General features: G+C 45.9%; 11 protein-coding genes. 6 read left to right on the forward strand and 5 right to left on the reverse strand.

Going from position 1 to position 12,303, the window contains the following annotated elements; all coding sequences use genetic code 11:
- Positions 1 to 37 precede the first annotated feature (37 nt).
- From ACLWBD_RS09805 to ACLWBD_RS09820, 4 genes are all read right to left on the reverse strand, one after another.
- A complete protein-coding gene (locus tag ACLWBD_RS09805) occupies positions 38 to 2,491 on the reverse strand; it encodes an acyl-CoA dehydrogenase (protein WP_373997575.1) in 2,454 nt (817 codons plus the stop codon).
- 196 nt (positions 2,492 to 2,687) lie between these two features.
- Positions 2,688 to 2,903: a hypothetical protein gene (locus ACLWBD_RS09810; protein ID WP_063206864.1), complete on the reverse strand. Its 216-nt coding sequence runs from the start codon at positions 2,901 to 2,903 to the stop codon at positions 2,688 to 2,690.
- Positions 2,904 to 3,049: 146 nt separating this feature from the next.
- Positions 3,050 to 3,862: a bifunctional DNA-formamidopyrimidine glycosylase/DNA-(apurinic or apyrimidinic site) lyase gene (gene mutM, locus ACLWBD_RS09815; protein ID WP_413568054.1), complete on the reverse strand. Its 813-nt coding sequence runs from the start codon at positions 3,860 to 3,862 to the stop codon at positions 3,050 to 3,052.
- Positions 3,863 to 4,010: 148 nt separating this feature from the next.
- A complete protein-coding gene (locus ACLWBD_RS09820) occupies positions 4,011 to 4,877 on the reverse strand; it encodes an Fpg/Nei family DNA glycosylase (protein WP_413568055.1) in 867 nt (288 codons plus the stop codon).
- Positions 4,878 to 4,983: 106 nt separating this feature from the next.
- Between ACLWBD_RS09820 and ACLWBD_RS09825 the strand changes: the two genes are divergently transcribed.
- On the forward strand, positions 4,984 to 5,700 hold the full coding sequence (locus ACLWBD_RS09825; protein ID WP_413568056.1) for a VC0807 family protein: 717 nt from the start codon (positions 4,984 to 4,986) through the stop codon (positions 5,698 to 5,700).
- On the opposite strand, the gene ACLWBD_RS09830 is transcribed toward ACLWBD_RS09825, so the two are convergent.
- A complete protein-coding gene (locus tag ACLWBD_RS09830; RefSeq protein WP_413568057.1) occupies positions 5,697 to 6,446 on the reverse strand; it encodes a hypothetical protein in 750 nt (249 codons plus the stop codon). The genes ACLWBD_RS09825 and ACLWBD_RS09830 overlap by 4 nt on opposite strands.
- 107 nt (positions 6,447 to 6,553) lie before the next feature.
- Here ACLWBD_RS09830 and sohB point away from each other — a divergent pair, with 107 nt between their 5' ends.
- Genes sohB through ACLWBD_RS09855 form a run of 5 tightly spaced genes read left to right on the forward strand, consistent with a single transcriptional unit; the run spans position 6,554 to position 12,303 of the window.
- A complete protein-coding gene (gene sohB, locus ACLWBD_RS09835) occupies positions 6,554 to 7,573 on the forward strand; it encodes a protease SohB (RefSeq protein ID WP_413568058.1) in 1,020 nt (339 codons plus the stop codon).
- Positions 7,574 to 7,588: 15 nt separating this feature from the next.
- A complete protein-coding gene (locus ACLWBD_RS09840; protein WP_413570732.1) occupies positions 7,589 to 8,554 on the forward strand; it encodes an ABC transporter ATP-binding protein in 966 nt (321 codons plus the stop codon).
- A gap of 14 nt (positions 8,555 to 8,568) precedes the next feature.
- Entirely contained in the window at positions 8,569 to 9,540 is a 972-nt protein-coding gene (locus ACLWBD_RS09845; protein WP_063206843.1) for an ABC transporter ATP-binding protein, read from the forward strand.
- A gap of 42 nt (positions 9,541 to 9,582) precedes the next feature.
- The gene (locus ACLWBD_RS09850) at positions 9,583 to 11,274 is read left to right on the forward strand and encodes a peptide ABC transporter substrate-binding protein (RefSeq protein WP_413568059.1); all 1,692 of its coding nucleotides are present in this window, start codon (positions 9,583 to 9,585) and stop codon (positions 11,272 to 11,274) included.
- Positions 11,275 to 11,331: 57 nt separating this feature from the next.
- Positions 11,332 to 12,303 carry an ABC transporter permease gene (locus ACLWBD_RS09855; RefSeq protein ID WP_063206837.1) on the forward strand — a complete coding sequence of 324 codons (972 nt, stop codon included), beginning with the start codon at positions 11,332 to 11,334 and terminating at the stop codon, positions 12,301 to 12,303.

Below are 12,303 nucleotides of genomic sequence, written 5' to 3' on the forward strand. Positions count from 1 at the left end.
ATGGGCCGGGGCTTCACTCACGATTCAAAGTTCAAAATTAAAGAACTTTATTTGCGTGGTACTGCTCTTCAGAGAAGTCATCCACCAAGATAGCGTCATAACGAACTGGTTCGGCTTCTTGCATAAGTTTATACTCAGCTTCAGTAATAATATTCTTACCTTTAGCCTCGTCCAACAATAGATGCGCTTTCTTCTTAGGAAGAGCGCCATCACGAATCGCTTTCTTGATTTTCTTTTCTGCCGCTTCGGCTTGCAAAGTCACTGACATTGCATATTCAAGGCGACCCAATTGATCATTGCGATTTGTTGGCATGTAGATACCCGCTGTCAAACGATCGCGAATACCGCCTTCTTTCATCATTGCTGAAGCAATGGCATGTGACCAACCATCAGAAGCTTGTGAACCGATAGAGTTGATACGAGACCAAGCACCAATCCAACCTTTGAAGAACCAACGAAGACCTGGGATCTTCAAATTGTCAAAGATACCATCGAAACCTTTTTGGATTTCAGCCATGTTGTATTTCAAGTTGTAGTGAACAAAAGCCAAGTCTTCTTCGCGACGACCCTCTGCTTCGAAACGACGAAGGATCGAAGTCGCGATATACATATTTGCCAAGATGTCAGCAAAACGACCTGTGATTTTCTCTCTCATTTTCAAAGATCCACCCAAAACGCCCATCGCTACGTCAGCAAGCAAAGCGTATGTTGCTGAAGTCCAAGAAAGACGACGGAAGTAGATTTTCATCTGTGGATGACAGTCTGGAGTCGCTGCCAAGTAACCACGAGACAATGAAAGAAGGATCGCACGGCATGTATTACGCACAATGTGACCAATGTGACCGAAGAATGCTTTATCAAACGCTTTCAAGTCATTCGCCTCGTAAGCTTTCACTTCCGCGTAAGCAAATGGATGCGCACGAAGAGCCCCTTGACCGAAGATGATCAAAGTACGAGTCATGATGTTCGCACCTTCAACAGTGATACCGATTGGCGTTGCGATATAGATTTCAGCCAAAACGTTGCGAGGTCCCATAGAGATACCAGCACCACCCATGATGTCCATCGCGTCGTTGATCGACTTACGGCCCATCTCAGTAGAATAGTATTTTTGCATCGCCGTGATCACACCTGGTTTGATACCTTTATCAAGGGCACCCAAAGTGTAGATTCTCATGGCTTCTAGAGCGTATGTGGAAGCACCGATACGAGCCAAAGGCTCTTCAACACCTTCAAATTTACCGATAGAAACACCGAATTGACGACGAACCACAGAGTGAGCTGACGTCACGCGAGTCGCAAGTTTTGCGCCGCCTGTTGCTTGAGCTGGCAATGAGATACCGCGACCTGCAGCCAAACATTCCATCAACATCATCCAACCGCGACCGGCACCACCAAGACCGCCGACGATAGCTTCTTCAGCGTCGACGACAACATCTTTACCTTGTGTTGGACAGTTGTAGAACGGAGTGTTTAATGGATCGTGACGACGGCCCAGAACGACACCTGGAGTTTTAGAAGGAATCAAAGCACAAGTGATACCTACGTCTTCACCTTTGCCCAAAAGATTTTCAGGGTCACGAAGACGGAATGCCAAACCAATTACTGAAGAAATCGCCGCTAGAGTGATCCAACGTTTATTCCAGTTCAATTTGATTTTAATTTTACCATCAGTGTCTTTAAATAAAATACCTGTTGATGTGATCGCACCGGCATCCGAACCCGCTGTAGGCTCTGTCAAACCGAAGCAAGGAATCTCGCGGCCGTCCGCCAAACGAGGCAACCAGTAGTCTTTTTGTTTGTCAGTCCCGTAATGAGCAAGAAGCTCTGCAGGGCCCAAAGAGTTTGGAACCATCACTTGGATCGCGACAGAGATTGAGCGCGAAGACAGTTTCATGATCACTTCAGAGTGGCAAAGAGCCGAGAAGCCCAAACCGCCGTATTCTTTCGGAACGATCATGCCCAAGAATTTTTCTTTACGGATGTAATCCCAGATATCTTGTGGAATTTCTTTTGTCTTATAGATTTGCCAGTGATCGATCATCGCACAAAGCGTGTTCACCGGGCCATCCATGAAGGCTTTTTCTTCAGCCGTCAAACTTGGATACGGCTCATTCATCAAATTTGTGAAGTTTGGTTTACCAGAGAAAAGATCTTTCTCTACCCACACAACACCGGCATCCAATGCCGCTTTTTCTGTGTCAGAGATTTTTGGCAAGAATTCAAACTTCTTGAAAATGCCAAACACACCCGAAGTCACAAGGGCCGCGCGGATTGGTGGAATGTTGAAGATCACTGCCAAAACAGCGAACACAATCCACAACCATGTTGGAGCACCGAAACCGAACAGAATCGCTGCGAGTGCGATCGTCCACACGATGAGCGGGCTGCCAAAGAACCCGACAAATAACAGAAGAGCGACGGAGCCTAAAACCCAGGCCCATGTGCAGCTCTCTAAGAAAAACCCATAAAGAGAGTTGATAGAATCCACGATGTATCTCCTTTAATCCTTTAAATTGATACACAGTAATTAGACTCTGGAATGTGAGGATGTGCAAGCGCTTCAGACGCTCGTCTATATATGATGGGGATGGAAAAAAACGTGAGGAAGAGTCTGAGAAAAAACAAAAGCCCTCTTTCGAGGGCTTCGTTTGTAGCTCTAAGCTATTTTCGCCGTAAGGCTAAAATTACTTAGTTTCGCCAGCAGGAGCTGCAGGAGCAGTCTCTGTAGTAGCAGGAGCTGCTTCAGTAGTAGCTGCAGGAGTACCTTCAGCAGGAGCTGCTTCAGTAGCAGGAGCTGTTTCAGTAGTTGCAGGTGCTTGCTCAGCAGGTTGGTTTTTAGAGCAAGTGAAACCAGTTGTGAAAGAAAGTGCTAGCAAAGCAGCGATAACGATTGCTTTCATTGTTGTTGTCCCTTCGTTTATTAATTTGTGCATTCCACTCAGCCACGTTCTTTAACGTTTCGAGAAGGTCCGCATTTTTGTTTTAAAACTCGACTAAGGACCAAATTACACAAAAGTGCCGCCGGATAGCAAACGAATTTTTAAAATTATTTTTGGCAAGTTGAACACCAGAACGTATTTCTTCCGCCCAAAACTTTGGATTTCACCTGTTGCCCGCAAGTCACACACGGTTGTTTTGCGCGATCATACACTCGGAAAGTCGACTGAAAATAGCCGCTTTCTCCACTGGCTTGAGCGAAGTCACTGATCGATGATCCACCGAGTTCGATGGACCGAGATAAAATTTTTTTAATCTCTTTTGCCAGAACGTCCGCGCGTTCACGAGACAGCTTTTGCGCCGGCAAAGCGGGCTTGATCCCCGCCGCAAACAAGGCTTCACTGGCATAGATGTTCCCCACCCCCACCACGATTTTTTGATCCATAATCGCGACTTTAATGGCGACGTCTTTCCCGCGCAGGCTTTCCCACAGTTCTTTACCGCTAAAGTTTTTAGTTAAAGGCTCTGGCCCCAAACCCTTTAGTTTCGGGTGTTCTAAGGGATTTTGCACGAAATCAAAATAGCCGAAACGGCGCGGGTCCCTGTACGCCAGGCGTAGATTTCCGGAAAAATGAAGATAGATATGATCATGCAACCGCTCATCGCCTGGAGGAGCCACCCTCCAAGTCCCCGTCATTCCCAAATGTGAAAGCATCGCGCCTTTTTTCGTCCAAAGCAGAAGATACTTCGCTCTTCTTTCTACGGACAAAAGCTTTTCACCCACCAACGTGCTTAGTTTTTTAGCAGGAATAGGCTCGCGCAAATCGGGTCTTTTCAACTCGATCTTTTCTAAAATGGGTTCATCTTTAAGGATTTTTTCTAATCCGCGGCGAACGACTTCGACCTCTGGAAGTTCAGGCATTTGAGCACCCACCTTTGTGGCAATGCTCTTTATAATAGTGCATTTTAGAAATTTGACCAGTCGCAGCGCAAAACTGATTCCAGTCTTAGACTTTGATCAGCCTTTAACAAGCAGGGCTCGAACTCCAAAAGTCTCTGACACCTTTTGGTTATTTTTGCCATCCGGGCACCCAGGCGGTGGTGCGGCCGCCGACTTCTTCGTGCACAATTTTTCCTTTGGAAGTTTTGGCGTTTTTGGATTTTCCCCAGCGTTTGTGGAAGAGCCAGGTTTTAGGATATCTCTCGTAGTCTGCGTCCGCCGCAACGGCTTTTTTGACGACCGCGAGAGTTTGTTGGTGCAGCTTTTTCATTTGAGCGGGCGTTAATTGCGAAGCCAAGTGATGTGGCGAAATTCTAGATTGATATAAAATCTCATCGGCCAGCCAATTTCCAATTCCAGCGAAGAGAGCCTGATCTAAAAGAACCGCTTTGATGGCCTTTTTTCTCTTCTTTAATTTTTCCGAAAGGACTTTCACCGAGGGAAAATCTAAAAGCGGATCATAGCCTAACTTTTTAATGCGTGGATGAGTCCACGGATCATCCGTCAACCACATACGACCGAAGCGACGTGGATCGACGATGGACATTTCAACTCCACCTTCTAGATGTAAAAGCAGACGACTGAACCAAAGTTTTTCAATAAGTTTTTTATCGCGCTCTTTCCAAAGCTGCGCTCCTCCCCACGTGTGTTCGTGGGAAGATCCTTTCATTTTGGGATTTAAAAATGTCGTGTTGCCACTCATTCCCAAATGAATCAGCGGCCAGGGTTTGCGATCCAACTCGATCCAAAAATACTTTCCCTTACGACCAGCCCCAGTTATGCGCGCACCGACCAAAGCTTTTTCGACTTCTTTGACAGGAGCAAAAGCGAAAAAGTGCCGGTCACTTTTATCCAAAGTGATTTCTTTGATTTTCTTTTTCTTCAGCTGCTCTTCGATACGGCGACGGACTGTTTCGACTTCGGCTAATTCAGGCATAGCCCATGTTAGTCCATTTCTAATGGATAAGTAGTCCGTGTGCTAATTTGCATTTCTACGCACAGCGCAGCTTGCCTTTTTAGCATAAGCCGACAACTATGCTGGGATGCAATCTGTCCAAGAAAATCCGCCAAAGGAAAACGGGCTTTTGAACCTCGTTTTCAATATCGTACTTCCCGTTTTAATTTTAAATAAATTAAGCAAATTCATCGGCCCCTTTTGGGCATTGATCCTAGCCTTGGCATTCCCTTTGGGCTACGGCGCTTATGATTTAATCAAACGCAAAAAAGCCAACGCGTTTTCAGCGTTAGGTCTTCTGAATGTGCTTTTGACGGGCGGCCTGGCTTTAATGGGTCTGCACGGTTTTTGGTTCGCGGTTAAAGAGGCGGCCTTTCCAGCTCTTGTGGGACTTTTCGTTTTGGGTTCGGCGTTCACGAAGCGTCCGTTTATCGAGACCTTGTTTTTAAATCCGTCGATCATGAAAGTAGATCTGCTTGAAGACCGTTTGAAAGAACATGGCAAACAGGTTGAGTTTCACGATCACATGAGAAAGGCGACTATATGGCTTTCTCTTTCTTTTGCATTCAGTGCGGTTTGTAACTTCGTACTGGCACGACGTATCTTCATTAATATCGATTCAAACTTGTCATCGGAAGCGCAGTCCTTAGTGCTCAACGATCAAATTGCGGAGATGACGACGTGGTCGATGGCCATCATCATGGTTCCTTCTATTATTTTTCTCTTGGGAATCTTTTGGTATCTCATGCGAGGCATCAAAGAGTTCTCCGGTCTTTCAACAGAAGAACTCATTAAAGAAAGTTAGAATTCCCCACCCTCATCACCAAAAGGGGGTGGTGGAGGCGGCGGCGGTGGGAAGTCAGATCCGCCTTGGAAGCCTCCAAAATCATCTCCAAATCCTGGAGGTGGTGGCGGCGGCGGCGGTGGAACATCACCGAAATCATCAGACATATTGGGAGCCGGAACGTAACCTCCATCTCCTCCCCCGAAATCATCAAATGTAGGCGGCGGCGGGAATGAAGAGCCTCCTCCCCCACCAAATCCACTGCTTCCACCTGAGCTTGAAGAAGACCCGGGACGACCAAATTTCGTCTGCGCACCGAACATCGCTCGCTTGCGATAATCGTAACGCGGACGCAATTCATCCAGACCTAACTCGGTGGCTTCTGTTGGTAAATGCAGGGCTTGTCGGTCAATCGTTGTAAGTTTTGATTTTTGGGAGGCATACTGTTCGCGAGAATTTTCATATTCTTGCGCCACTTTTTTCTTAGCAGCCGCATCAGCTTGCGCTTCCGGGCCATCCTCACTCATGCGCACGGAACTTTTTCGTGTTTTGTAATCTTCAAGCGCACGCAGCTTTTGATTTTCCCACTGCTCTTCTTCTTCGAGATGAGCACGTTCCCCTTTGCTACGAGCAACGTCGAATTGATCGAGATTTTTTTGATGCTGAGCAAAACCGGAAAGGCGTTCAATTTCAGCATTTTGCGCCCACGAGCTGGCACAAAAAAGAGCTACAACAATGCTGATGAAAAACGCGCGTGAATGGATCATCTTGGCACCAGCTTATCAGGCTCCCAGAATTTTTTTGAGCAAACAAAAAAGATGCTCGACCTTTGGCCAATTCCTGAATAACGTAAGCCCTTGTTCGAAGGAGCCTCATGAACGCATTAGAACACATTGGTATTTTCGCAGCGCAGACATTTTTGATTCTTTTTGCCATCATCGCCGTCATTTTGGTGATCGCCATGGTCGCGGCGAAGGCCGGTCATAAAAACGAAATTCAGGTCGAACTTCTTCACAAAAAATACAAAAACTTTAAAACCCTTCTTAAAGCGCAAACTCTAACCAAGAACGAACGCAAAGAGTTGCGTAAAAAACTTAAAGAAGAAAAGAAGAGTTCTGAAAACAAATCCCGCGATCAAGAAAAGAAAATCTTCCTCATTGATTTCGAAGGTGACGTGAAAGCTTCAGCGGTTGAAAACCTGCGCGAAGAAGTCACAGCGGTTTTGACGATTGCCACACCCAAAGACGAAGTCGTGGTTCGCGTGGAAAGTCCTGGAGGCGTTGTTCATGGCTATGGACTGGCGGCTTCTCAACTTTTGCGCATCCGTGAAAAACAAATTCCCCTGACAATCTGTGTGGACAAAGTCGCTGCAAGCGGCGGCTACTTAATGTCTTGCACGGCCAATAAAATTCTTTGCGCGCCGTTTGCGATCGTGGGTTCTATCGGCGTCGTCGCTCAAGTTCCCAATCTTCACCGTGTTCTTAAAAAGCACGATGTGGATTTCAAAGAATACACAGCGGGCGAATACAAACGCACGGTCAGTCTTTTGGGAGAAATCACTCCAAAGGGTGAAGAAAAATTTAAAGAACAACTTGAGGATACTCACGTTTTGTTTAAGAACTTCGTTCACAAATTCCGTCCGAATCTCAATTTGAATGAGGTCGCGACTGGCGAATATTGGTACGGTGAACAAGCTATCGCTAAAGGCTTGGTGGATGAAATTCGCACCAGCGACGATTATTTGCTCGATCTTTCACAACAGCATCAAATAGTTAAAGTAAAGTACGAACATCATGAGAGTTTTAGTGATAAACTCACGGGAATTATCGGTAAGGCTTTAAAAAAAGGCAGCCTTTCCATTTTGGAAGAATTAGAAACACGACGCTTTCTTTAAGAAGGACATGTGACGGTGCAAACTCCAGTACTTGAAGTTAAAAACTTAGAAACGACCTTTCATACCAACGCCGGCCCCGTGCGCGCGGTGAATAACATCAGTTATTCCATCCAAAAAGGGCAGACTTTGGGCATCGTGGGCGAATCCGGAAGCGGTAAATCCGTCACCTCTTATTCTTTGATGCGCCTGATCGAAAAACCGGGACAAGTTTCCGGTGGCCAAGTTTTATTAAACGGTCGCGACCTTTTGAAACTTTCTGAAGGGGCAATGGCTGAAGTTCGTGGCGGCGAAATGGCCATGATCTTTCAAGAGCCCATGACCGCCCTAAACCCTGTTCTTACCATCGGCTATCAGATGGATGAACAAATTATGAAACACAAAAAGTGTTCACCAAAAGAGTCCAAAGAACGTGCGATTGAGATGCTCCGTCTTGTCGGCATTCCTTCACCGGAGGAACGCTATAACGCCTACCCCCACCAACTTTCAGGCGGTATGAGACAAAGAGCTATGATCGCTATGGCTCTTTCCTGCGATCCGACATTCCTTATCGCCGATGAACCGACGACGGCTTTGGATGTAACCATTCAAGCGCAGATTCTAGAGCTGATTCAAACTCTGCAAGCGAAGTTCAATATGACCGTTCAGTTCATCACCCATGACTTGGGTGTGATTTCTGAAATTTCAGATCGCGTTTTAGTCATGTACGGCGGACAAACATGTGAGCAGTCTGAAACCCAAGAGCTTTTCTTAAACCCTCGCCACCCCTACACTGCGGCATTGATCTCTTCCCGTCCTAAGTTCGGAGAGAGAGTGAAACGTTTGAATACAATTGAAGGCAGCGTACCTGCTCCTTTTGATCTTCCGCGCGGCTGCCCGTTTGTAAACAGATGCACTCGCGCTAAAGGCGAATGCACGGCGAACAAACCACCTTTGGTGGAAATCAAACCGGGTCACAACGTGGCTTGCTTTAATCCACTTTAATTGCGGGGAAGACAATGAGCGATATCATTCTTGATGCAAAAAACATTAAAAAGCACTTCCCGATCCGCAAAGGTCTTTTGTTGCGTGAAGTGGCCAGCGTCAAAGCTGTCGACGACGTGTCCCTTTATGTTCGTAAGGGTGAAACCTTAGGACTTGTGGGCGAGTCTGGTTGTGGCAAATCCACGCTGGGTCGCACGTTGATTCGTCTTTACGAACCCACGGGTGGCGCGATCAGCTTTGACGGCCAGGACTTTTTAACTCTCAAAGGTGAAGCTCTTCGTAAAAAACGCAAAAACATGCAGATGATTTTCCAGGATCCTTACGCCTCTTTGGATCCGCGCATGACTGTAGGACAAATCATTCGTCAGCCGATGGACATTCACGATGTGGGAACTCCCGCGGAACGCAATGCCCGTGTTTTGGAATTGATTGAACTTGTCGGGCTTCGCAAAGCCCACGTCAATCGCTACCCGCATGAATTTTCAGGTGGTCAACGCCAACGTATTAGCATCGCGCGCGCGATTGCTTTAAATCCTGAACTGATTATCTGTGATGAGCCTGTGAGCGCTTTGGACGTTTCTATTCAGGCACAGATTCTAAATCTACTCAAGGATCTTCAAGAGAAACTAAACCTGACTTATATCTTTATCTCTCATGATCTTTCAGTGATCGAGCATACCTGCGATCGGATTGCGGTGATGTACTTGGGTAAAATCGTGGAAATAGCGACCCGCGATGAGCTTTTCAGCAACCCAAAACATCCTTATACACAAGCTTTGATCAGCGCGATTCCTCGCGTAGGTCACGGTAAAAAAATCATGAAGAAGTCCTTAGGCGGAGAAGTTCCAAGTCCTATCAACCCTCCATCGGGCTGCACCTTCCATCCGCGCTGCCCACATAAGATGGACGTCTGTGCTTCACAGATTCCGGTTCTAGAGGGCGAAGGCACGCATCAAAAAGCGTGCTGGTTGACGACGGCAAAATAGTTATTTTTTTGGGGAATTATTATTAATCAACAAGGAGTACGTATGTTGAATAAGTTTGCGAAAGGACTCATGCTGGTAGCGGGTTTTGGCTTTACAAGCCAGGCTTTGGCTGCTCCAACAAACAATGAGCTTAAAATCGGAATCTCTCAAGAATTTGAGACGATGAATCCGCTTATCATGACCATGTCAGCTTCTGCTTACATGTACCGTTTGGTAGGTCGCTCTTTAGTGAACCTCACTCCAGAAGGTAAATGGGTGGCTCAATTGGCTAAAGAAATTCCTTCTTTGGACAAAGGCACAGCGAAGATTATTGACGACGGAGGAAAAAAGAAAGTTGTCGCGACGTGGGAACTTCTTGAAGGCGCAAAATGGGGCGACGGAAAGCCTGTAATCTGCCAAGACTTCATCACGGCTCATACGATTGCTACGAGCAACAATGTCAGCGTGGGTGAAAAAGAAAATTGGACTCAAGTTGAAAAAATCGACATTGATCCTAAAAACCCTAAGAAATGTACTTTCAAGTACGACAAAGCAAAATGGGATTTCTATCAGCTGGCTCAATTCTTCCCGGTTCCAACTCACATCGAAAAAGCGGTGTTTGATAAATACGGAAAACAAAAAGAGGGCTACGAAAAGAACTCAAACTACGTACGTAATGCAACAAATCCAGGTCTTTACAACGGACCTTACGTGATTTCTGAAGTAAAATTGGGTTCGCATGTGGCATTTGCACCAAATCCACATTTCTATGGAAAACAACCTCAGATCAAAAAAATCATCGTGAAGTTGATTCCTAATACAGGAACAATGGAGGCAAATCTTCGTTCTGGTACGATCGACATGATCTCTACGTTGGGTTTGGATTTCGACCAGGCTTTGGCTTTTGAAAAGAAAGCTAAAACAGAAAACCTTCCGTACGACGTTCACTTTGTTCCTTCAGTGACTTACGAACACATCGACCTTAAATTGGACAACCCTATTTTGAAAGATGTGCGTGTACGTAAAGCTCTTCTTTACTCCATCAATCGCGATGACTTGGTAAAAGCGCTTTTCGAAGGCAAACAACAAGTGGCAATTCACAACGTATCTCCGAAAGACCCTTGGTTCACGGCCGATCCAAAAGTTGTGACAGTGTACCGCTACTCAAAGCGTGAAGCTGGTAAACTTTTGGATGAAGCTGGCTGGAAAATGGGTGCAGATGGATACCGTGCAAAAGATGGCAAACGCCTTTCTTTGGTATTCCAAACTACGGCGGGTAATAAAACTCGCGAGCTTGTTCAGGTTTACCTGCAAAACCAATGGAAACAGGCTGGTATCGAAGTTCTTGTGAAAAACGAACCGGCGCGTGTGTTCTTTGCTGAAACTATGACAAAACGTAAGTTTGACGGCTTGGCTTTGTTTGCTTGGGTTTCTTCACCTGAAAACAGCCCACGCTCGACAGTTTCTTCTAAAGCGATCCCTAACAGCTCTAACGGTTGGTCGGGGCAAAACTTCCACGGCTGGGCAAATCCGACTGTGGATAAAAACTTGGATGCTTTGGACGTTGAGTTCAACGCTTCAAAACGTACAAACCTAGTTCACGACATTCTTAAAGCGTACACAATGGACGTTCCAGTGCTTCCGCTTTACTACCGTTCAGATATTTCTGTAACACCTAAGAATTTGAAGAACTACAAAATGTCAGGCCATCAATTCTACGAAACAAACAACGTAGAAGACTGGTCATTGAATTAAGATATTTTTTAAAGCTCTGTTTTGAAACCAAGACAGAGCTTTGAGTGAGGAACCATCATGACTACATTTATTACCCGTAGAATTTTACAAACACTCGCTGTGATTGTTGTGCTTTCCTACGTGTGTTTTTATTTGATGAGCTTAATGCCCGGGGATCCTGTAGACATGATGGTCGCTTCGAATCCTAAAATCACGGCTGAAGACGTAGCCCGTCTGAAGTCATTGTACGGTTTGGATCAACCTGTTTATAAAAGATATGCAAATTGGGTGGCTTCCATTGCTCAGGGCGATTTGGGTTACAGCCGTACCTACCGTGTTCCTGTTCAAGAGCTTATGGGACCTCGTCTTTGGAACACATTTATTCTTTCTTTTGCGTCACTCACGCTTTCACTCTTAATTGCAATCCCACTAGGTGTGATCTCGGCACTTAAACCAGGAAGTAAGACAGACTACTTCGTGAATCTTTTCTCTTTTGCCGGCATCTCCATTCCCTCCTTCTGGTTGGCGATTGTTTTGATTATTATTTTCGCCGTGAAGATCCCTATTCTTCCTGCGGGCGGCACACAAACTATTGGTGCAGGCCCCATGGGATTTTGGGCTGATCTTGCGGATCGCTCGATTTATTTGATTCTTCCGGTCCTCAGTTTGGCCATTCAACAAATCGGACGCTTTTCGCGCTTCACCCGCTCTGCAATGCTTGAAGCCATGAGAAATGACTTCATCCGCACAGCACGCGCCAAAGGTCTTTCACGTCGTCGCGTGATCTGGCAGCACGGTTTCCGAAACGCTTTAATTCCATTGATCACGATCCTGGCTTTAAGCTTCTCGGGTCTTTTCTCGGGTGCGATTCTAACAGAAACAGTTTTTGCTTACCAAGGCGTTGGTAAGTTGGTTTACGACTCTATCATCGGGAACGACTACAACGTCGCGATGATTTCTTTTGTTATCTCTGTCAGCATGGTTCTTTTGGCGAATCTACTGGCTGACATCTTGTATGGATTTGCAGATCCAAGAATTTCGTATCAATAA

Origin of the sequence: Bdellovibrio sp. HCB117 (assembly GCF_047305915.1) — a bacterium.
GTDB lineage: Bacteria > Bdellovibrionota > Bdellovibrionia > Bdellovibrionales > Bdellovibrionaceae > Bdellovibrio > Bdellovibrio bacteriovorus_B.